Genomic DNA, 19,354 nt, shown 5'->3' with positions numbered 1-19,354 from the left:
CCGCACCGAAGACGGACGTGAGGACGAGGTGATTCCGGACGGCGGAGTTCCGGCGCGGAGCCTCGGCGCGGAGTTCCGGCGGAGAGAAAATTCGATCGCCACGAGGTCCGCTGACTGAAAATCTGTGGCGCATGACTTCGCAGCACCGGATACGGGCCGACTACGACGCCCGGACGATCGTCGTCTATCAGGCGTACTCGCCGGCGGTCGCCGGTCCGGCCCTGCGGGCGAAACGGTTCGTACCGCCGTTCTCGTTCAACCGGATGACCTGGATCAAGCCGTCGTTCCGCTGGCTCATGCACCGCAGCAACTGGGCGCAGAAGTCGGGCCAGGAGCGGATTCTCGCGGTACGGATCACCCGGGCCGGATGGGAGGAGGCTCTCTCGCAGGCCGTGCTGACGACGGCCGACCCGTCGGCTGTCGCCCAGGCGCCCGTGCACGTCCAGTGGGATCCCGAACGCTCACTGCGGGGAGCCGCGCTCAATCACTACAGCATCCAGGTCGGGGTGGGACGCGGTCTGATCCGCGCCTTCGCCGAGGAGTGGGTCGTCGAGCTCACCGACATGACGCCCCGGGTCCAGAAGATCGCGGCGCTCAGACAGAGCGGCCGGACCGCGCAGGCCCAGCGGCTGCTTCCGCCCGAGCGGATCTACCCGGTGCCCCCGGCCGTCGCGAAGGGCCTTCGGATCGACGCCTGAGGCCACGGCGGCCCCGGTGCGCACACCCGCGGCGACGGGGCACCAGTGCTTTTCGTTGTCCCGTTCGCCGAGTGCCTCGTCCGGTTCGTGCAGTGCCGGGTACTCGGTGCCCCGTTCGAGGTGCAGGATACAGGGGCCCGGCAGATAGTTGCCGTTGTCGATCACCGACGGCTCGGGCGGCGTGGTCAGCGGCGGACCGAATTCGGCGGCCCTCCGCCACACCAGACGCACTCGCGGAAGGCAGTCGTCGCCGTGGCCGAAGGGGCACCACAGCACCTGGAGCAGATCCGTCGCCCGTGGACCCGGCCAGCGTAGTGGCCCGTCCCCGGCCCGGCACACCGCTCGCCCGTCCGTCCGAACGTCCCTACAGCGGTGGCTCGGTGGCGAGTTCCAGCAGCCAGCCCGCGCTCTCCGTGTCGCCGGCCCCGCCCACACTGCTGGACGCGGCGGGGAAGAGCCGTCCCCAGGAGCAGGCCCGGCCGATCGCTCCGAGCCGCCAGGCCAGACTCAGCGCACGCCTCAGCTCGGCCTGCGTGCGGCCGTCGCCCGTCCACTGTTCCAGGTAGGCGTCGCGCAGCCGGGGCAGCGCCTCGGGCCCGAACCGTTCACGGGCCGCACGGGCGGGGACGAGGAAGCTGCAGAACGGGTGGGCGACGGCCGCGTCGCCCCAGTCGAAGAACGTGAAACGGCCCGGCTCCGGCGCGAAGAGCTGGCCGTCGTGCAGATCGGAGTGGTCGAGCGTATCGGCGATGCCCGCTGCCGCGAGCTCCTCGCACCACCCGACGAGCCGGGGCCGCAACTCGCGCAGGACCTTGCGGTCGGCGGGCTCCAGTGCGGTGTTCTCCTCTACGACCCGGTCGAAGGTCTCCGGGAGCACGGCCGTGCGCGCGCCGGGGACACCGAGCCGTTCGATCTCGTCGGTGTACGGAACGAGGGCACGTTGCATTCCGGCGTACTGCCGCAGCGGTTCCTCCCAGGCACGCGGATCGACCGCGGTACGGGCCGCCGAGTCGAGTGCGTCGCGGAAGAGCGTGCCGCCGTCCGGAAGCAGGGACCAGCCCCGGCCGACGTCGACGGCGAGCGGCTTCAGCACGTACCCGGGCACCCAGCGGGCCAATGCCTCGGTCAGCCCCGCCTCGAAGGCGCTGGCGGGCGGGTTGGCCTTGAACCACACGGCTTCGCCGCCCGCGACGGACATCCGCACCAGCACGGACCACGGCCGGAGCCTCACCTTCCGTGGCCCGGTTTCTCGCAGCCCATGAGCGGCGAGCCTTCGTTCCGCCCATCCGAAGACGTCCTCCCGCCAGTCCTGCCGTTCCCAGGGCGTCACCGCGTCCTGGTACCGCCCTCGGTCCACCACGGCCGGCGCATCACTTCGCATCGAGCCATCCCATCACCGTGCCGGTCCGGTCCTCATCCGAATTTCCGGCGGCGGTACGCGGTCAGGCCGGCACAGGGCGCAGGCGGCCTCTCCCGGACCGGGCAGGGCGAGCGGCCTACTGACGCACCGGCTGCGCGCCGATCATCGCGAGACCGTCGATCGCCGCGGGGGACAGCCGTGACTCCTCCAAGCCCGACAAGGGCATCCAGCTGACGTCGGAGGTGGAGTCATCGGTCTTGGTGACCGCGAGCTGTCCCGGTTTGAGGTCGACCACGTAGAAGAGACCCACGAGATGCCAGTTCACTCCGAGCCGGTGCGCGGTGTACGACCGCGCGTCCACCAGCCGGGCGTCGAGAAGCTCCAGGCCGGTCTCCTCGTACAGTTCACGGGCCAGTGACTCCCGCGGCTGCTCACCGGGATCGATGCCTCCGCCGGGCAGGTGCCACAGTCCGGGCATGAAGACCGGTGAGCTGTCCGAGAGCCGGGTCAGCAGCAACTGGTGATCCGCGACGGCGAGCGCATATGCCGAGATACGTGAACGTACGTCACTTCCCACGGGTGTCCTCCGGTCATCGAGGTCCACGGCTCCGACCGAGCCGTTCGGAACAACCTATCGATCACACAAAGGAGTTCGGACACGGGACCGCCGGCTGACGGTCGCCGGCCGTCCCGACCGCGGGCCCCGGTCTACCGGCGCTCCAGCGCTCCCCGGACGAAGGCGGCCTGACCTGCGTGCTGCAGATCGTCCGAGATCACGCTGATCAGACGCACTCCGAGGCTGACCGGCGGCGACCACGCCTCGTCGACGATGCGGTCCAGAGCCGCGTCGTCGAGCCCGCGCACGAACCCGACGGTCCGCTCGTGGACCGCGTCGTGGTAGCCGAGCAGCAGTTCGGCCGAGCCCACCCGCACGGCCGCGACATCCGCGCTGCTGTGTCCGTACCCGGTGGCCTCCTTCGCGAAAGGCAGATCGAAGCGGGAGGCCCAGTCCTCGGAGAACCAGACCTGCTCGACACCGGCCGCGTCCGAGACATGGTCGTCCTGGATCCGAGTGAGATGCCAGACGAGCCAGCCGATCGAGTTCGCACCGTCGTCGAGACGAGCATGGAGGTCGGCGCGTGAAAGGCCCTCGACCGCCGAGTGCACCGTCTCCCGGACGCGGCTGAACGCGTCGGTCAAAAGGTCAGCACTGTTCATGCCATCACCTTCGCCGCTGCCGGGCCCCTCCCCCGCCATCGACACGCACCGCGCACCGCGCACCGCAGCCGCTCCGTTCACCGGCCGCGGTCCCGACAGCGTCCGGGCATGCGCATAGGGTGGCAGCATGCTTTGACGCCTGCCCGGAAGCCGGGCACCACCATGACCTCCGTCGTACCCGATCGATTCCGGAACCGACGAAGGAGAGACACATGAGTGCCACCCACCCCATCGACGTCCCCGCCGCGTTCGCCGCGTCCTACGGCACGAACGGTGGTACGTCCGGCCGTGCCTGGATCGCCGCGCTGCCCGGACTGGCCGCGGACTTCCTGGACCGCTGGACCCTGCGGCTGGACGGCCCCGCAGCACACGGCATGGCCTCGCTGGTGCTGCCGGTGGCCCGCGCGAACGGCATGCCCGCGGTGCTGAAGCTCCAGCAGGTCTCCGAGGACAACATCGGCGCCGCGCCGGGCCTGCGGGTGTGGGACGGCAACGGGGCGGTGCACCTGCTCGACCACGATCCGGGCACCGGCACGATGTTGCTGGAACGGCTGGACGCGGCGAGGCCGCTGTCGGCGGTGACGGACGACACGGCCGCCGTGCAGATCCTCGCCGAGCTGATGGCCCGCCTGGTCGCGGTGCCCGCGCCACCGGGCTTCCGGCAGTTGGCCGACATCGCCGCGGCCATGCTCGACGAGGTGCCGCGTGCCGTGCCGATGCTGCGCGACCCCGCCGAACGGCAACTGGTGCGCACCTGCGCGTCCGCGGTGGCCGAACTCCTCGGCGAACCGGGCGACCGCCTGCTGCACTGGGACCTGCACTACGACAACATCCTCGCCGGACAGCGGGAACCGTGGCTGGCCATCGATCCCGAGCCGCTGGCCGGCGACCCGGGTTTCGAGCTGTTGCCGGCGCTGGACAACCGCTGGGCCGAGGTCGTGGCGACCGGTGACGTGACCCGCACGGTGCTCCGCCGCTTCGACCAGCTGACCGAGGTGCTCGGCCTGGACCGGCAGCGGGCGACCGGCTGGACGCTGGGCCGCGTCCTGCAGAACGCGCTGTGGGACATCGAGGACGGCAGGACCGCCCTGGAGCCGACCCAGATCACCATCGCCACGACCCTGTTGAGCCGTCAGGGACGGGAGCACCGCCGATAGACCGGATCGACGCCGGTTCGGTCCGGCAGGACGCCTTCGCAGCCACGGTCTACAGCATGGTGAACCGTCGGCGCACCTCGTCGAACAAGCGCGGGTAGTCACTGCCGTACGTGACCGCCGCGGCGAACAGCGCGTCGAGCGCGGCACGCAACGGGTCCGTCTCCGTCGCGTCGAACAGAGCGGGCACCGCCATGGCCTGCTTGTGCATCCCTCCCCGGCCGCCGTCGGGCAAGTCCACAAGCGTGTGCGGGATCGTCCGGTCGGCGAAGAAGCGGTCCCACGTGCGCCGGAGATCGTCGAACGGCACCGGCAGGTCGTGCCCGAGATCGAGTGCCGCCAGCGCGGGGGCGATCCAGTCGACGCCGCTCAGACCCGCTTCCTCGTACGCGCGGTGGGCGGCCCAGCGGGCGATGGACCGCTGGGCCGCCGGTCCCGCCGCGTCCACCGCGTGCAGGAGGTCGCTGTCCAGGCGCAACAGCCCCGCCACATTGCCGCCGACCTCCCGCAGGCTCCGGCTGGGCAACCGACCGCCCCATTCCTGGGCTTCGGCGCGCCTCTGCGCGGCCTCCTCCGCTCGCTCCTGCTCCGCTGCCCGGCGGCGCTCGGCCTGGGCGCGCTCCTGTGGTGACGGGGGCGGCGGCAGGAGGCGCGCCTGCCGATGCCAGTAGTCCGCGGTCTCTGCCGTCTGCTTGACGACCTCGTCGGGACGGGGTGCCGCCGGCCAGAACTGCAGCAGGTACTGATCGGCTGTCGCCTCACCGGCGAGAATGGCGAGTTCGTCCTCGCGCGCGCGGTCCATGTCACGCCCGCAGTAGCGCACCCGGTAGTCGGCCACGGGTAGATCCAGCGACACCAGGGGGCCGTCGCCCCACGGCAGAACGACCGTGGACTCGGAAGCGGGCCGGAACGGAACCTCGACCACGTCCTCCCAGCCGGCGTCGAGCGCAGGTGCGGTGTCGTGCACCTCGACGGTCAGTCCCACGTCCCCGGTGTGCAGGCCCGTGGTCAGAAACAGATATCCGGGCACCGCGGCTCCGCAGAGCCCATTGGCCTGCCCGGCGCAGGGCTCCGGCCCATCCGGGTCGTCCTCGTCGGGCCTGCTCTCCACATAGAACTGCCCATAACTGACGCGTAGTGCCCCGCAGTACACGGTTCGCATGCCCACCCCTTTGCCGGTTCCCGGTATCCGGGCCAAAGTATGCGGGCCGGGTCCGACAGTGCCGGTGGTCCCGGAGCATTGCGGCCGGGAGACCGTTCCGCCGCCGGCCTCGGGCGGCCTTCTGCCTGCCGGACCGCTCGGCCACTCTCCTGCTCAGCCGGATCCGCGCAGCCGTCCCCACGCGCCGACCGTCACCCGCCTTCTGGCATCCGCACCATGAGTTCCCTTCACCCCGCTGTCCGCCGCTTCCGATCCGCGCCGGTGTCGCGCGCCTCCCGACCGGCCGTCACCACGGCCGGCACGGAGGCCGGCTCATGCTGACGAGGAAACCCGTTCTCCCGATTCTGTGGTTCACCGGCCCCTTGCTCGTCGTGGCAATGGGTCTGGCGTGCGGGAAGCTCCCGGACGGGTTCGGCGCGTACGCATGGCCGGAATCCGAGTGGAGCCCCAGGTGACGGAGGATCGAGGTCGGAACGGTACGTGCTCGCTGCTTCTGGGCATCGGTGGTGCGGCCGCGTCCGGATGTCCATTGCTGCCGTCCGTCGTCTCGTCGTGGATCCGGTTCTTCCCCCGTCTACCTGGTGGTGCCCCTCGGGATCTGTGCGGTCGTCTCCGGCGTCGGCGCGTTGCGCGACATGCGAGGGCCGGAAGGTACCGACCGCCTCCGTGCGCGGCCGGGGTCGTTCCCGGCTCGATGGCCATCGTCGTCCCGGTCGCGGTCGTTGCCTGGGCCTGGTGGGCGCTCAGCCATCTGCACGGCTGACCGGGCCGCGCCGCTCTTCGGGTGTTGTCACCGGAGTGCGCCGGGCGCTCCACGCCGAGGGGTCAGCCGCGCGATCCGGGCCAGCCGGCGCAATGAGCCGACCAGAGCCGCGCGGTCGTACGTACTGGTCGTGACGAGCACCTCGTCGGCACCGGTCTCCTTGATGACCGTTTCGAGCTCCGTGGCGACTTCGTCCTCCGTGCCGTGGAGGTGTCCGCGCAGCCCGTCCTCGTAGAATCGGCGCTCCTTCTCCGTCATGGTCCGCGCCTCGACCCGCTCGGCGGGGGCGAGCGGCGGGAAGACGCCGTGGGTCCGGGAATGGGCCATGGACCATGCTTCCGGGATCAGGATTCGACGGGCCTCCGCCGTGCTCCCGGCGAGCGCGACCGTGCCCGCCACGACCACATAGGGCTCCGTGGCCCAGGCGGAGGGGCGGAATTCCCGGCGGTAGCGCTCGACGGCGCGCAGCAGCTTCTCCCGGCCGCGGAGGTCTCCGACCACCAGCGGCAGGCCCGCCGCGGCCGCGATACCCGCGCCCCCGTCGGTGGCCAGCAGGAACGGGGGTATGCGCAGCCCCTCGGCGGGCAGGGCATGGACCTGCGGGTGGGCCCGCTGTGTGCCGTCCAGCCAGCCGAGCAGTTCGGTGAGCTGCCCGGCGAAGTCCTCGGCGGCCGACTTGTCCCGGCCGAGCGCCCTGCGGATGCCGTCGGTGAAGCCCACCGAGCGGCCGAGGCCCATGTCGATCCGGCCGGGGAACAGGGACTCCAGCACGCCGAACTGCTCGGCCACCAGCAGCGGTTGATGATTGGGCAGCATCACACCGCCGGTACCGACCCTGATGGTGGATGTGGCGGCCGCGACGGCCGCGGCCAGGACGGTGGGCGCCGATCCGGCGACGCCCGGCACGCTGTGATGCTCGGAGACCCAGAACCGGTGGAACCCGAGCTTCTCGGCCTCCTCGGCGAGGCGCACCGAGTCGCGCAGCGCCTCCGGACCGTCGTGCCCCTCACGGATGCGGGAACGGTCGAGCACGGAGAACCGGGTGGATGCGATCACTGAACTCACATCCTTGTTCAACGCCCGGGGCGCGTCAGGATTCCCCCGGCCTCGTACGGAGTCCTGCCGGTACGGGGCCGGGGAAACAGCAGCAGGCCTTCCCGGTTTCACTCCATGGGGTAGATGTCCCCGCTCGCCATACCGCTGACCTGCTCACTCTCCGATTCGATCCGACTGGCCTTCTCCTTCAGACGCCGGCGTTCCTCGGGGTCGGTGGTGCGTTCGGCTTCGTCCTTCAGGTCTTTCGCCTTGGCTCGCATCTGCCGCACGCGACTGCGCAGTTCGTCCAACTCACTCATGATCACTCCTCGGATGTACGGAACCCGCCACGGGACCGGGCGTCGCCCGTCCGGTCCCCGGCCGACGTGTCAGGATCGGGACCGGCGCCATGGGCAACTGGACGCACGCGCGCGTGAGCAGCGGGCCTTGGAGCTCAGGAAACCGAGACCGATGCCCAGCATCCAGAAGTCCTTGGCCATCGGGATGCCGTTCTGGGTGGGCCGGAGGCTTCCGGGCTCCCGCAGCCCGGGAACCCGCAGATACAGACCGATCAGGCCCCCGGAGAATCCGGTCAGCGCCAGCCCGGCCAGCCGGGTCGGCACGAATGGGGCGAGCAGCGTTCCGCCGACCGCGATCTCCGACCAGGCGAGCAGTCGGGTGAACCGCTCGGGCTCGATCTTCTTCAGGAACGGGTAGGCGACACAGGCCATGCCGTGCAGGCCCTCGGCCGTCTCCGCATCGGCTTTCAGCATGTCCAAGCCGGAGTTCAGGATGAACGCGCCGGTGGCGAGGCGAGGGGGCACGTCACGCGGTTCGACAGTCGTCGTCATGGGAGCCTCCGTCCTGTACTGGGCCCCTCGTCGAGCTTAGCCAGTAGGTGCCGGTGGCGCTTCACAAGGAGAGCCCCGACCGCGGGCCCGGCGTCGTGACCTCCGCCGGACCCGCCCCGGATCAGGTGACCGGGCCCGACCCGGAGGATCGGACGAGCCATGGTTCTGGATTCAAGGATTCAGCCCGTTGTGGGCGCTGCCGCCGCGGCCGCATTGCCCGCCACCGTGACCCGCTGTCCCCGGCTCGTGGTCTGCGAGGTGGTGCTCAGACAGCTTCCGGACGAGGGATCGGTGACCGTGGGAAGGCTGCCCGTATGGGCCACGCCCGCCTCGGTGCCGACCGGTTTTCCGTACGTCACGGTGACCCGCTGGCCGCAGCCGGCCGAGAGGTAGGGCTCGATGAAGCCCTGATCGGCGGTCTTGAACCGGCCGGAGGCGGACGGAAGCCCGAAACTGCCGATGTGTGCCACCGGCGCTCCGGTCGCGGTCTCGACGACGTCCCCGGTCATGAGCTGCGTCGCCCTGCTCACGGAGGCCCGCTCGAGCACCAGGGAGTACATCGTCCCCGGTGTGTAGCGGAAGCGGACCGCACAGCTCACTCCGGCGCCGCCGTCGGCTCCGTAGGTGCAGTGGTTGTCCGTTGTCGTGGCGTCGGCGTTGAAGGAGCTGAAGATCGCCTGAAGTACGCGGTTCCCGTTGGCGTCGACGGGCTTGGGCTGGAAGCCGGCGTAGGGGCGTGTGCCGCTCTCCAGGGTGGTGTAGTAGGCGAAGTAGATGCCGGACGCGTCCGGCGCGGAGTCCACGGCCATCGGAAGGGTCAGCGTGGTCACGGGCGTGGGTGCGTTCGTGGTCCAGCGCAGGGTGGGCGTCGCGGCCCACGACTGCCCTGCCGCGCCGACGGCGAGCAGTGTGGTGGCGGCGAGGACCGTGCCCGACCGCACGAGGCGGCGCAGCCGGCTGCGGGCGGGGGTCCCGGAGCGCGTGCTTGCGATGCTCATGTCATCTCCTTTCAGTCGGTGAGCTTGCCGGGATCGACGGGCGGCTTCGGCAGCCCTAGCGCGGCGAGTGCGGCAACTCCCGCGGAGTCGATCGGGAGAGCCCACTGGCGGACGAAGAAATCGGTGAGGTCGTATCCGGCGGTGCGGGCGGCATAGGTGGCCAGGGCCAGGTACTGACGGGCGTTGATGACGGGGTCGTGCGTGTAGTCGTCGACCGGGGCGTCGTGCTGGTGCTCGCTGCGCACGAGCCGGTGCAGCCTCGGCCAGAAGTCCTCGCCGAACGCCAGCTCCAACTGCCGGAGCGGGATGAGCTTTTCGTACGCCCCGAAGGTCTTCTCGTAGGTGATTCCGCTGGTGCCGAGTTTCGGCAGGGCGGTCTGGAAGTGGTTCAGCCCCGTCTTCGGGTCGACCGTCAGCAGGTTGGAGGTCTGGCCGAGGGTTCGCTGTGCGGCCAGTGAGTAGATGTTGACGGTGACCTCAGTCAACTGGTCCGCCTGGTAGGCGCCTTGCTGGTGGAGGTGGCCGAGCTCGTGGTACAGCCCCCAGCCCCGCGTACTGAGGCCGGCCACGGTGCACAGCCGGTCCATGTAGGCGCGCGGGAAGCCGTTGTATCCGTGCCAGGCGTAGGCGCCCACCCCGCTGGGCACGACACTGACCTCGTTGAAGTGGTAGCGGCCGGCCTTGGGCCGATCGACCGGTCCCCTGCCGTCCAGACCGCTGATGCGCGCATGGCTGTCGATGACGGTGTCGAACAGCGCCATCAGCTCGGTGTGGTCCTCGCCGCGATAGAGCAGCGCGCCTTCACGGGTGAGGGTGAGGATTGCCCGATCGGTGATCAACTCGACCCAGGGGACGTCGGTCCTCTCGTCGAGCTGCTTCTGGAAGGCGGCTTCATCGGTGCGGCCGAGCTCGAAGACCGCCATGCGCGGAGTGCTGGAGCCGAACGTGACCGCGGCGCGCTCCCCTTGTCCCGCGAAGCTCAGATAGATCGGGCCGCCATGGGTGTCGCCGACCACATTGCGGCCCGGACGCAGCGGGATGGTGCGCGGCTCCTGGAGCGCGGTTTCCTCGTTGTAGTAGTCGAAGGTGCCGATGTGCAGCATCGGTACGCGGCCGCCCGCCGGACGGACCGTCACGGAGACGGACTTGCCCGCCGGAGCGTATCGGCCGGTGGGAATGAAGTCGCTGGACCGAAGGGCGCGGGCCAGTCGCATGCGCTCCCTCTCGGCGTCCGGGAACGCCTTGATCAGGAGCGTGTTCCCGGAGCCGTGCCCAGCCCGATCCCCGGCCCGATCCCCGGCCCGATCCCCGGCCCGATCCCCGGCCTGCCGGGCGGCGGCGGAACCCGCGCCCAGCAGGGTCGCCGCACCGGCACCGGCCAGGGCGCCCAGGATCGTCCGGCGGCTCATGGCGTGGAGGCCGGAGCCTTCCGGCGCCCCGGAGGCCGGCCCCGTGTCGTGTTCGGACAGCGGCGAGGCGGCGACGAGATGAGCCGGAGCGGTGAACGGTGTTCGGGCAGGACGCATCCGGAAACTCCTATGAGGATCAACGGAATCGGAGTGTTGTGCGGGCTGCGCGCCAGCATGTAAGCGATTGCCATGAGACGCAAGAGACCCTCAAATGTTTCTGTCTTTTACCATGGCCAGGACATACGCGGGCGACAGTAACCGCTAACACTCTTCGGCATTACGGGTGGACTTGGCGACGCCGGGGTGGTTTTGGCCGGATGGCGAGGAATCGGCCACCGGCTCGCAGTCTCTCCGTACCGACGATGTCGACTTCCGTTGATCGCGGAGCAACCTCGGACGCGCGACCGTCGTCTTGATCCACAGCAAGGCGGTTCGCCACAAGCGACAAACCCGCCTCCGACCCCCACGAACACCCGGGTCCGTCCATCAGATACCTATGCACGCAATGTATACATTGAGTGCATAGTCGCTTCCGTCCCGATCCGGCCGCGCATGAAAGGCCCCCATGCACAGCAAGGCACTGGCGCCCGAGTACCAAGGCGCCCTCACCAAGATGTCGGTGAACTCCTCTCTCACAGACGTACTGGCAGAAGGAGTACGTCACTTGAGAGAGGCCGAGCTCTCCGGTTCGCAACAGGAGGTGGCCCGGTGCGGGCTCGCCGTCGCCGAGGCGCACCGCAGGCTCGGCAATGTGGCGGAAGCCGATCGGGCCTGGAAGGCCAGTTACCGGTCCGCCCGCTCGGCCGGTGACCTCGGGGCGATGGCCTGGGCGCTGTGGAGCGGGGGGACGCTGGCCCGACAGCGCGGTGAACTCAGGCTTGCCTTCAGGTTGTTGGGGCTCGCGGCCGACATGGGCAAGCGCGGCGGGGACATCGTCGCCCGCGGCTACTCCCTCGCCGGCCTCGCGGAGACCGGTCGAATACAGGGCGACTACCGGACCGTCGCGGCACTGCACGAACAGCTGCTCGCCGAAGCACGCGCGCGCGGCGAGGCGCGTCACACCGTGTGGGCGCTGGAGGGAATCGCGCAGATCCACCGCAACACCGGCTCGCTCGACACGGCCCTGGCCATGTTCGAGGAGGCGGCCGAACTTGCCGGTAACGCGGACGACCGGCGCGGCCGGGCGTGGGCCCTGCGCGGCATGGCCGACATCATCTCCCTGCGGGACGGCGACACGGAGCGCGCCCTCGCTCTGCTCTCGGAGGCCGAACTCACCTGCCGCGAGATGAATTTGTCCAGTGCGCTCGCCTACAACCACAAGATGCGCGCCAATGTCCTCTTCCGCGCCCGCCGTTACGAGGAGGCACGCGCGGTGTACGAGGAAGCGCTCGCGGAGTTCCGCGCCATGACCGAACCCCGGGGTGAGGCGCTGGCCCGGCTCGGTCTCGTCAAATCGCTCGCCCGGCTCGGCCGCGACCGCAACGACACCGCGGCGGATCTGCACGAGTTGCGCAGCACCCTCAGCCGGATCGGTCTGCTCAACGCCCGGGACATGGTGGACAAGGCGTACGCCGAACTCGGAGTGGCCCCGATCGACGGCGACACGGACGAGGAGAGCGGACGACGATGACACCACCGCCCGCAACCCGACAGGCCGCGGCGCCGGAGGTGCTCGCCCGCTGCCGCGACCTCGTGCGCCCGGCGCTCGCACAGGCCGTGCGGCGCCTGCATCCGTGGCACGCGGAGATGGCCGCCTTCTCCCTCGGGTGGGGCGCGGCGGACGGCAGCCCTGCCCCGGGCTCACAGGGCAAGGGGATCCGCCAGGCCCTCACGCTGCTCAGCGCCGAGGCCGCCGGGGCACCGGCAGAGGACGCGGTGGTCGGCGCGGTCGCCGTGGAACTGATCCACGTCTTCTCCCTCCTCCACGACGACATCATGGACGGCGACGAGACCCGCAGACAGCGCGCCACCGTGTGGAAGGCGTACGGAACCGGCCCGGCGATCCTCGCGGGCGACGCGCTCTTCGCGCTGGCCGTGCAGACCCTGGCCGACTCGCCCGGAAGCCACAGCGCGACGGCGGTCCGGCATCTCGCCGGGACGCTGGCCGACCTGGTCCGCGGCCAGGCCGACGACCTGCTCTTCGAGTCCCGGCCGTGGAGCGGGCCCGAAGCGGTCCAGCCGCACGAGTACCGGTGGATGGCCGAACACAAGACAGGTGCGCTGCTCGGCTGCGCGGCGGGCCTGGGCGCGGTGTTCGCGAGTGCCCCGACCCCGACCGTCGACGCGCTCGCCCGAGCGGGCCGGCATCTGGGGGTGGCGTTCCAGGCGGTGGACGATCTGCTCGGGATCTGGGGCGATCCCGAGGTCACCGGCAAGCCCGTGCACAGCGATCTGCGCCGGCTGAAGAAGACCTACCCCGTCCTCTCGGCCCTGGCCACGGACCATCCCGCCGCCCGACGGCTCGCCACACTGCTCGGCACCGGAAATCCGCTCGACGGCACCGACGCCCGGCGGGCGGCCGAGCTCGTCGAGGAGGCCGGCGGACGCTCCGCCACCCTGGCCGAGGCCCACCGGCAGCTGGACGGCGCCCGGCGCAGCCTGGAGAGCGTGCCGCTCGCTCCGGCCGCGCTCGGCGAGATCCTCGCGCTGCTCCCTTTCCTCATCGACCGCACCGGCTGACCCGGGTCCGGCCGACGGCCCCCTTCTTCTGCTCCTCCGCGCCCCGTCAGCCGGTGAGCCCGGCGATGAGCTCCTGCGCGACGGCCGTCGGGGCCCTGGGATGGAGCAGTTCGGTGCGGTGGACCAGGCGCGGGGCGGAGAGCCGGATGCCGGTCGTGCCCGGCAGGTCGGCGGTGAGGGCGAGGGGCAGGGCCGCCAGTCCGTGTCCCGCGGCGACGAACAGCCCGAGGCCGTACACATCGGTTCCGCGATACGTGATGTGCGGGCGGAACCCGTCGGTGTTGGCGGCGGCGCGCAGCTGGGCGAGGGGAACGGCGGTGTCGGGGGCGTCGATCCAGTGGGCGTCGGCGAGGTCGAGGAGGCGCAGGGAGCGCCGGTGCGCCAGCGGGTGGCCCGCGGGAAAGAGAACGGCGAGGGGCTGCTCGGCCACGGCCAGGCCGGTCATGGGCCCCGCGTCGGGCATCGGCAGCGGGTCGCTGGGGGCCGCCGCACCGTCGATCAGGCCCAGGTCCACGGCTCCGGTGAGCACCGCCTGCGCCACCGCTGCCCGTCCGAGCACCTGGACGTCCACGGCGAGTCCGGGCGTGTCGGTGCGCAGGCGGGCCAGCTCCCCGGCGACGGCGGGCGTGAGTGCCGCGGGGCCGCAGGCGAGGGTCAGCCCGGTGGGGTGGGTCCGTCCGACCCGGGCGACATCGGCACGGGCCGCGTCGAGGCGGAGCAGTAGCGGTGAGGCGTGTTCCATGAGCCTCTCGCCCGCCGCTGTCGGCCCGACGGGGCGGCGCTCCACCAGCCGGGTGCCGAGATCGTTCTCCAGGGCGGCGATGTGCTGGGACACGGCGGACTGGGTGTAGCCCAGCGCCTGGGCGGCGGCGGAGAAGGAGCGTTGTTCGACGACGGCGACGAAGGTACGCAGCAGATGCGGGTCCATGGATATCAGTATCGCTAATGCTGGATGCGCAGATCATCGTTGGACGTGATGCGGAAGCTGCGATTCGATGGGGCCATGACCCACACCGCACGTATCGCCCTGGTCGGCGACCGGGATCCGGCCGTCCGCTCCCATACCCGCGTCCCTGTTCTGCTGGACTCCCTGCGCAACCGCGACGGACTGGACCTCGACGCCTACTGGATCCCCACGCAGGAGGCCGTGGAGGGCGTCGAGGGGTTCGACGCGGTCTGGGTGCTGCCCGGCAGCCCGTACCGCAGCGAAGCGGGGGCGCTCGCGGCCATCCGTACCGCCCGTGAGCAAGGCATTCCCTTTCTGGGCACCTGCGGGGGCTTCCAGCACGCCCTGCTCGAGTACGCCCGCAATGTGTGCGGACTGGCGGACGCCGGTCACACCGAGAACGCGCCACTGACCGCCACCGAGGACGCGGTGCTCATCCCGCTCGCCTGCTCGCTGGTCGGCCACGAGGGCGCGATCGAGCTCACCGACGGGTCGTGGGCCGCCCAGCTCCTCGGCGCCGAGCGCACGGTGGAGCGCTATTACTGCAACTACGGGCCCAATCCCCACCATCTCGACCTGCTGCGGTCGCATGGACTGCGCTTCACCGGCGTCGACGACGCGGGCGAGGTCCGCATCGCCGAACTGCCGGCACATCCCTTCTTCCTCGCCACCCTCTTCCAGCCCGAACTGCACGGCGACGGCACCCGACCCCACCCCCTGATCACAGGACTGGCCGAGGCGGCCGTCCGGCACGCGAAGGGCACGCACTGATGCGGATCCAGAACGCCACCTCCAGGGGCTGGAGAGCGCGGGCGGCGGCCGTGGTCGCCGCCTATCTGCGAGCCTGCACGGTCCCCGACGCCTGCGCCACCAGCCCCCTCGCGCCGGTTCCGGACGCCGCGCTGACCGCCACCCGCGTCGACGCGCCTGGTCACCCCGACGTCCGGCCCGGGGGCTCGTAGCAGGTGGTCCAGCCGCGGCGCAGGTCCCAGGTGCCTCCGTCGGCGCAGGCGCCGCGCAGACCGTGGACGGTGCCGGCACCGGCGAGTTCGACGAGTCGCGGGGTTCCGAGCGAGGCGAAGCCGAAGGTGCGGTCCGCCGCCCAGTCGGTGGACCGGCGCAGGCGCCGGGTCAGCCGGGCCACGCCGCGCGGAGCCCCGGCCAGCACCCACGCGTCCGGGGACTGGGCGGTCAGCCGCCGGGCCGGACGGAGCCACGAGGCGGCGTCCTCCGGCCAGTCGACGACGACGAGCACGTCCTTGTCCAGATCCTGCCAGCAACGTACGAACGCCCGCGCGGCGTCGACGGATTCGGCGTCACGACCGTGCCCTACGGCGACGGACCGGATGCGCGGACGCGGCGCGGTCAGCAGGCCGATCAGAGCGGCCAGCTCCGCTTCGGTGTGTGCGTGCGGTGCGGGGCTGTCGATGTCAGAGGTACGGAGGCCGGGTGACGTACTCCGCGCGGCATCCACGAAGTGCCCTCGGGCGATCGTCCGTTGTGCGGAGGGGCGGTCCAGCCGCCCGTACGATCGCCCGGGGCCGGGCTCGGTGGTGTCGTTCACCGGGCGTCGTGGAAGACGAGGCCGAGGGTGCGGCGCCGGCCGGAGCGGACGGTGCTGACACCGTGCCGCATGGGCGCGATCGACCATCCGCGCCTGGAGGCGACCGGCCGGTCGCGGGTGGTGAAGACCAGCCCGTGGCCCTGGAGAAGGGTGGTGGCCGATCCGCGTGACTGTGCGCGGGGCCGCTGTTCGGTCATGAGGAACTCACCACCGGTGTAGTCGGTGCCGGGCACATCGAGGCCGATGACGACCTGGAGCGGGAAGAGCATGTCGCCGAACACGTCGCGGTGCAGGGCGTTCCAGTCCCCGGCGCCGTAACGCAGCAGGATCTGGGCGGACTTGGACTGCCCCGCCGCATGACACATGCCGAGCCACTCGGCCAGTTCGTCGGGCCACGGCGCGGACGTGCCCAGCTTCGCGGACCAGTCACGGGCGATGTGCAGCAGGTGCGGATAGAACGCCTCACGCAACTCCCCCACCACTTCGGGCAGATCGTGGCTGAAGTAGCGGTACTGGCCGGAGCCGAAACGGTGGCGGGCCATGTCGACGGTGGAGCGGAAGCGCTCGGTCTCGTCGTACAGAGCGGCGATCTCCCGGCACTGGGCGGAGGTGAGCAGCCGCCCGGTCGGCGCGCTGCCGTGGGCGGCGAGCTCGTCGGTGAGCGCGGTCCAGTCGGTGGCGTCGACCAGGTCGCGCACGGTTCCGGCCGGGCGGGCCGGGTGTGTGGTGTCGGTCATGGGTCTGGTTCCCTGTTCCCCAGGCTTCCGCCTGTCGGTCGTGCGCTCAGCGGGCATGGTGATGGTGCCGTGCCGAACGGGGTGCCATCGGCAGCCGATCCTCCCCCGGACCGGCCGACGGCGGCCCGGGACGCTCGTTCCCCGGCCCGGCTCCGGCTCCTCCTCGATGGGGTGTGGTCGTCCCCACCCGGCGTCGCGACGGGTGGCCCCGTGATCCATGCTCGCTGACAGCCGGCACCGGATCTGGCGCTATTCGGACATTGCGCTGCGCAGTGTCCGACGTGCGAGACGCGACCTGCGAGGTGCGACGTGGGACGTGCGCTGCACGGAAGCGGTGTTCTCCCGCTGGTACAGCCGTACGGGAGACTCGCTCGGCCGGCCACGGACGACCGGTCTTCGCGCCGGGACCTGCCTGACGTGCGACGGTGGAAGAAGACCCTGCGTCCGATGCGGGAGGTCCCGGATGCCTGCACAGCCGCTCGACGAGGGCACGCTGAAGGAATTGGTCGCCGATGCCACCGCCGCCCCGTCCATGCACAATGCCCAGCCCTGGCGATTCCAATACCGGCGCTCCACCCGGACGCTCACGCTGCGGGCGGAGTTCGACCGTGAGATGCCCGAGGCCGACCCCTCCACTCGCGGTCTGCACGTGGGGTGCGGCGCGGCACTGCTGAATCTGCGGGCGTCGGCATCACACCGGGGCCTCGACGCGGTGACCACGCTGCTTCCGGTTCCCGGCGATCCCGCCCTCGTGGCGTCGGTCCGCCTGCACGAAGGCACCGGCGTACCCGCGACGCCCGCGGATGCGGCCCTCGCCGCTCTGTACCCCGCGATCCGGCACCGTCACACCAGCCGGTATCCGTTCGACGACCGGGCGATCCCCGACGACGTCCGCGCACTCCTCACCGAAGCGGCCCGCCGCGAGGGGGTCGAATTCGCGTTTCTGCCGCCGGACCACCTGGAGGGGGTGCTCGTGCTGATCAGGGACGGCGAGGGATTCGACCTGCGCGACCCGGCGAGGGAGGCGGAGCAGCGCTACTGGACCCGGGACACGAGCAGGGAGGCACCGGTCGACGGCGTCCCGGACTACGCCTTCGGCCCCACCGACGCGTCGGGCAGGGCACTGAACCGTGACTTCGCCGGCACGGACATCGTCCCGGGCCGGGCTGACGCCCTGTTCGAGGACCGGCCGCAGCTCGCCCTGCTCCGTACCGCGCGCGACCGTCCGGCCGACTGGCTGCGCGCCGGTCAGGCCCTGGAGCGCGTCCTGCTCACCGCCGTGCTGCACGGGCTCGTCGCCTCGTTCGCGACCCAGCCCCTCGAATGGCCGGAGCTCCGGCATCTCCTGCGCGCCCCGGCCCTCGGCACGGGACACCCGCAGATGATCGTGCGCCTCGGATACGGACCCGAGGGGCCGTGCACGCCTCGCCGCCCCGTGGCCGAGGTGCTGACCATCGAGCCCTGACGGCCGGAGACGGGGCCGCTCCGTGCGACATCATCGACCGCGGCACCATCCGGGAAAGCATCCTCATGGACACAGGCACGCCGGGCGGGTGCGGCAACGGCTCGGGACCATGAAGTCCTGCAACTGACGGACAGCCCGATTCGGCGACCCAGACGCCGACATGGACGGCTCCCGGGTGCCGGATTCGAGCAGGTCGTTGCGTGCCGGGTCCGGCACGAGGGGTGGCCCGTCGGCGGGCCGTTTCCCGGCCCGCCGCGAGATCACTTCACCGTGACGGCATCACCCGTCGAGACGACCTTCATGGTCGTGTTCGTACCGAGGAACGCCCAGCGCCAGCTGCCCGAAGCGGCGGCCTTCACCGTCGTGCGGAGGTGGCCCTTGCTGTCCGTGGTCGCGGTCTTCACCGTGCTGTACCTGCCGCCCGGCTTCTTGTACTGAAGCTTCACCACCTGCTTGGTGAACGCGTGGTACTTCAGGTCCGTCCAGTTGGCCCGTGACAGCTTTCCGGTGACGGTGAGCGTGCCGCCCTTCCGCACGGGCTCGGGCGCGGCGTCGGTGGTCAGGGTCGCGGCACGCTTCATCTTGAACGAGGCGATGCTGTCCGAGATCCAGTAGTCCCCGTCATTGGCGTGGACCGTGGCGTCGACCTGCCAGTGGCCCGCGACCGCGTTGGCGTCCCAGCCCTCGTTGCCGCTTCCGTAGGAGTCGATCCACGACGGGTCGAACTCCATCGTCGCGGTGCACACGGAGGTCGTCGTGCTGGTCTTCCTGCATGTCGTACCGAGGTAGTCCACCGGTCCGTGACCATTGGTCCGGTTGATCGCGGACACCGAGCTGACCTTCTTCACCCCCGAATTGTCCTTGATCGTCATGGTGATCGGGAATCGCTTGACGTTCTTGATCCCGACGATCACGCTGCCGCCGTCATTCACGACGGTCTTGGTGACCCGTATGTCACCGCGCCCCTCCGCGTGTGCGGCCGGCGCCACCATGACCGCGGCGGCAACCGCTCCCACCGCGGCGAGCGCGGCGATTCTTCTGTGCATGTCCCACCCCTGTTCTGCCCCGCCCGGTGGCGGGGCAACAGAGTAACGATCACCGTGTGGCGTTCCGCACCCGGACCACCTGCGCTCCGGCCGCCGCACGCGCGACCTCGACCAGAGCCGCGCCTCAAGGCCGTTCCGGCTTTCGGGCGGGACAGCCGGCGACCGTCATCGGTGAGGCATGCCGAGGGGAACGGTGGGGGCTGCACTGCACGGTCGCGCATGGCCTCCGGCTGCTGCGCTGCGGCCACGGAGTGCGGCTGCCGCGGAGT

At 71.0% G+C, this 19,354-nt stretch carries 20 protein-coding genes; 7 read left to right on the top strand and 13 right to left on the bottom strand.

The annotated features are described in order from the left end of the window. Window positions 1-131: 131 nt before the first annotated feature. Complete coding sequence (locus OG611_RS37070) at window positions 132-698, top strand: DUF4291 domain-containing protein (protein WP_266430522.1); 567 nt, start codon at window positions 132-134, stop codon at window positions 696-698. 364 nt (window positions 699-1,062) lie between these two features. Here the strand turns inward: OG611_RS37070 and OG611_RS37065 are convergent, their stop codons facing one another. The 3 genes from OG611_RS37065 to OG611_RS37055 all read right to left on the bottom strand — a co-directional run bounded on the left by OG611_RS37065 (window position 1,063) and on the right by OG611_RS37055 (window position 3,276). After that, window positions 1,063-2,079 (bottom strand): phosphotransferase, encoded by a 1,017-nt coding sequence (locus tag OG611_RS37065; RefSeq protein WP_266430519.1) that lies wholly within the window; start codon window positions 2,077-2,079, stop codon window positions 1,063-1,065. A gap of 115 nt (window positions 2,080-2,194) precedes the next feature. Then, a complete protein-coding gene (locus OG611_RS37060; RefSeq protein ID WP_266430516.1) occupies window positions 2,195-2,635 on the bottom strand; it encodes an NUDIX domain-containing protein in 441 nt (146 codons plus the stop codon). Window positions 2,636-2,766: 131 nt separating this feature from the next. Next, a complete protein-coding gene (locus OG611_RS37055; protein ID WP_266430513.1) occupies window positions 2,767-3,276 on the bottom strand; it encodes a DUF664 domain-containing protein in 510 nt (169 codons plus the stop codon). Between the two features lie 212 nt (window positions 3,277-3,488). On the opposite strand from OG611_RS37055, the gene OG611_RS37050 reads away from it, so the two are divergent. Then, the gene (locus tag OG611_RS37050) at window positions 3,489-4,433 is read left to right on the top strand and encodes an aminoglycoside phosphotransferase family protein (protein WP_266430510.1); all 945 of its coding nucleotides are present in this window, start codon (window positions 3,489-3,491) and stop codon (window positions 4,431-4,433) included. A gap of 49 nt (window positions 4,434-4,482) precedes the next feature. On the opposite strand, the gene OG611_RS37045 is transcribed toward OG611_RS37050, so the two are convergent. The 6 genes from OG611_RS37045 to OG611_RS37020 form a co-directional block, all read right to left on the bottom strand. Beyond that, a complete protein-coding gene (locus OG611_RS37045; RefSeq protein ID WP_266430507.1) occupies window positions 4,483-5,592 on the bottom strand; it encodes a hypothetical protein in 1,110 nt (369 codons plus the stop codon). Window positions 5,593-6,382: 790 nt separating this feature from the next. After that, complete coding sequence (locus OG611_RS37040; protein ID WP_266430504.1) at window positions 6,383-7,420, bottom strand: MsnO8 family LLM class oxidoreductase; 1,038 nt, start codon at window positions 7,418-7,420, stop codon at window positions 6,383-6,385. A gap of 98 nt (window positions 7,421-7,518) precedes the next feature. Continuing rightward, window positions 7,519-7,710, bottom strand: coding sequence for a DUF6381 family protein (locus OG611_RS37035; protein WP_266430501.1), 192 nt, complete (start codon window positions 7,708-7,710; stop codon window positions 7,519-7,521). Between the two features lie 69 nt (window positions 7,711-7,779). Then, a complete protein-coding gene (locus OG611_RS37030) occupies window positions 7,780-8,241 on the bottom strand; it encodes a hypothetical protein (protein WP_266430497.1) in 462 nt (153 codons plus the stop codon). A 179-nt stretch (window positions 8,242-8,420) separates the two neighbouring features. Further along, window positions 8,421-9,239 (bottom strand): hypothetical protein, encoded by an 819-nt coding sequence (locus tag OG611_RS37025; protein ID WP_266430494.1) that lies wholly within the window; start codon window positions 9,237-9,239, stop codon window positions 8,421-8,423. 11 nt (window positions 9,240-9,250) lie between these two features. Further along, on the bottom strand, window positions 9,251-10,765 hold the full coding sequence (locus OG611_RS37020; protein ID WP_266430491.1) for a M60 family metallopeptidase: 1,515 nt from the start codon (window positions 10,763-10,765) through the stop codon (window positions 9,251-9,253). Window positions 10,766-11,213: 448 nt separating this feature from the next. On the opposite strand from OG611_RS37020, the gene OG611_RS37015 reads away from it, so the two are divergent. Both OG611_RS37015 and OG611_RS37010 read left to right on the top strand, forming a co-directional pair. Further along, the gene (locus OG611_RS37015) at window positions 11,214-12,278 is read left to right on the top strand and encodes a tetratricopeptide repeat protein (RefSeq protein ID WP_266430488.1); all 1,065 of its coding nucleotides are present in this window, start codon (window positions 11,214-11,216) and stop codon (window positions 12,276-12,278) included. Next, the gene (locus tag OG611_RS37010; protein ID WP_266430487.1) at window positions 12,275-13,327 is read left to right on the top strand and encodes a polyprenyl synthetase family protein; all 1,053 of its coding nucleotides are present in this window, start codon (window positions 12,275-12,277) and stop codon (window positions 13,325-13,327) included. Before OG611_RS37015 ends, OG611_RS37010 begins: the two co-directional genes overlap by 4 nt. A gap of 46 nt (window positions 13,328-13,373) precedes the next feature. On the opposite strand, the gene OG611_RS37005 is transcribed toward OG611_RS37010, so the two are convergent. Further along, window positions 13,374-14,255, bottom strand: coding sequence for a LysR family transcriptional regulator (locus OG611_RS37005; RefSeq protein WP_266430485.1), 882 nt, complete (start codon window positions 14,253-14,255; stop codon window positions 13,374-13,376). 75 nt (window positions 14,256-14,330) lie between these two features. Between OG611_RS37005 and OG611_RS37000 the strand changes: the two genes are divergently transcribed. Together OG611_RS37000 and OG611_RS36995 are read left to right on the top strand one after the other, a co-directional pair. Continuing rightward, on the top strand, window positions 14,331-15,044 hold the full coding sequence (locus OG611_RS37000; protein WP_266430483.1) for a hypothetical protein: 714 nt from the start codon (window positions 14,331-14,333) through the stop codon (window positions 15,042-15,044). Beyond that, window positions 15,044-15,235: a hypothetical protein gene (locus tag OG611_RS36995; protein ID WP_266430480.1), complete on the top strand. Its 192-nt coding sequence runs from the start codon at window positions 15,044-15,046 to the stop codon at window positions 15,233-15,235. The genes OG611_RS37000 and OG611_RS36995 overlap by 1 nt, the downstream gene beginning before the upstream one ends. Here OG611_RS36995 and OG611_RS36990 read toward each other — a convergent pair. Further along, window positions 15,205-15,837, bottom strand: coding sequence for a hypothetical protein (locus OG611_RS36990; RefSeq protein ID WP_266430477.1), 633 nt, complete (start codon window positions 15,835-15,837; stop codon window positions 15,205-15,207). The genes OG611_RS36995 and OG611_RS36990 overlap by 31 nt on opposite strands. Next, window positions 15,834-16,574, bottom strand: coding sequence for a 2OG-Fe(II) oxygenase (locus OG611_RS36985; protein WP_266430474.1), 741 nt, complete (start codon window positions 16,572-16,574; stop codon window positions 15,834-15,836). The genes OG611_RS36990 and OG611_RS36985 overlap by 4 nt, the downstream gene beginning before the upstream one ends. Before the next feature lie 463 nt (window positions 16,575-17,037). Here OG611_RS36985 and OG611_RS36980 point away from each other — a divergent pair, with 463 nt between their 5' ends. After that, window positions 17,038-18,039 (top strand): nitroreductase family protein, encoded by a 1,002-nt coding sequence (locus OG611_RS36980; RefSeq protein WP_266430471.1) that lies wholly within the window; start codon window positions 17,038-17,040, stop codon window positions 18,037-18,039. Window positions 18,040-18,299: 260 nt separating this feature from the next. Here OG611_RS36980 and OG611_RS36975 read toward each other — a convergent pair whose 3' ends face one another. After that, window positions 18,300-19,085 (bottom strand): hypothetical protein, encoded by a 786-nt coding sequence (locus OG611_RS36975; protein ID WP_266430468.1) that lies wholly within the window; start codon window positions 19,083-19,085, stop codon window positions 18,300-18,302. Window positions 19,086-19,354: the final 269 nt, after the last annotated feature.

The sequence above is a fragment of the Streptomyces sp. NBC_01363 genome (assembly GCF_026340595.1).
Lineage (GTDB): Bacteria > Actinomycetota > Actinomycetes > Streptomycetales > Streptomycetaceae > Streptomyces.
The sequence above is the reverse complement of the archived record's forward strand: the minus strand, read 5'-3'. Positions and strand labels throughout refer to the sequence as shown.

Excerpts from the sequence above, each read along its gene's own strand:
- OG611_RS37005 (WP_266430485.1), bottom strand. The coding sequence starts at position 14,255 with ATGGACCCGCATCTGCTGCGTACCTTCGTCGCCGTCGTCGAACAACGC.
- OG611_RS37045 (WP_266430507.1), bottom strand. The coding sequence starts at position 5,592 with ATGCGAACCGTGTACTGCGGGGCACTACGCGTCAGTTATGGGCAGTTC.
- OG611_RS37065 (WP_266430519.1), bottom strand. The coding sequence starts at position 2,079 with ATGCGAAGTGATGCGCCGGCCGTGGTGGACCGAGGGCGGTACCAGGAC.
- OG611_RS36995 (WP_266430480.1), top strand. The coding sequence starts at position 15,044 with ATGCGGATCCAGAACGCCACCTCCAGGGGCTGGAGAGCGCGGGCGGCG.
- OG611_RS37055 (WP_266430513.1), bottom strand. The coding sequence starts at position 3,276 with ATGAACAGTGCTGACCTTTTGACCGACGCGTTCAGCCGCGTCCGGGAG.
- OG611_RS36985 (WP_266430474.1), bottom strand. The coding sequence starts at position 16,574 with ATGACCGACACCACACACCCGGCCCGCCCGGCCGGAACCGTGCGCGAC.
- OG611_RS37050 (WP_266430510.1), top strand. The coding sequence starts at position 3,489 with ATGAGTGCCACCCACCCCATCGACGTCCCCGCCGCGTTCGCCGCGTCC.
- OG611_RS37070 (WP_266430522.1), top strand. The coding sequence starts at position 132 with ATGACTTCGCAGCACCGGATACGGGCCGACTACGACGCCCGGACGATC.
- OG611_RS36980 (WP_266430471.1), top strand. The coding sequence starts at position 17,038 with ATGCCTGCACAGCCGCTCGACGAGGGCACGCTGAAGGAATTGGTCGCC.
- OG611_RS37015 (WP_266430488.1), top strand. The coding sequence starts at position 11,214 with ATGCACAGCAAGGCACTGGCGCCCGAGTACCAAGGCGCCCTCACCAAG.
- OG611_RS36975 (WP_266430468.1), bottom strand. The coding sequence starts at position 19,085 with ATGCACAGAAGAATCGCCGCGCTCGCCGCGGTGGGAGCGGTTGCCGCC.
- OG611_RS37000 (WP_266430483.1), top strand. The coding sequence starts at position 14,331 with ATGACCCACACCGCACGTATCGCCCTGGTCGGCGACCGGGATCCGGCC.
- OG611_RS37030 (WP_266430497.1), bottom strand. The coding sequence starts at position 8,241 with ATGACGACGACTGTCGAACCGCGTGACGTGCCCCCTCGCCTCGCCACC.
- OG611_RS37010 (WP_266430487.1), top strand. The coding sequence starts at position 12,275 with ATGACACCACCGCCCGCAACCCGACAGGCCGCGGCGCCGGAGGTGCTC.
- OG611_RS37020 (WP_266430491.1), bottom strand. The coding sequence starts at position 10,765 with ATGCGTCCTGCCCGAACACCGTTCACCGCTCCGGCTCATCTCGTCGCC.
- OG611_RS37035 (WP_266430501.1), bottom strand. The coding sequence starts at position 7,710 with ATGAGTGAGTTGGACGAACTGCGCAGTCGCGTGCGGCAGATGCGAGCC.
- OG611_RS37025 (WP_266430494.1), bottom strand. The coding sequence starts at position 9,239 with ATGAGCATCGCAAGCACGCGCTCCGGGACCCCCGCCCGCAGCCGGCTG.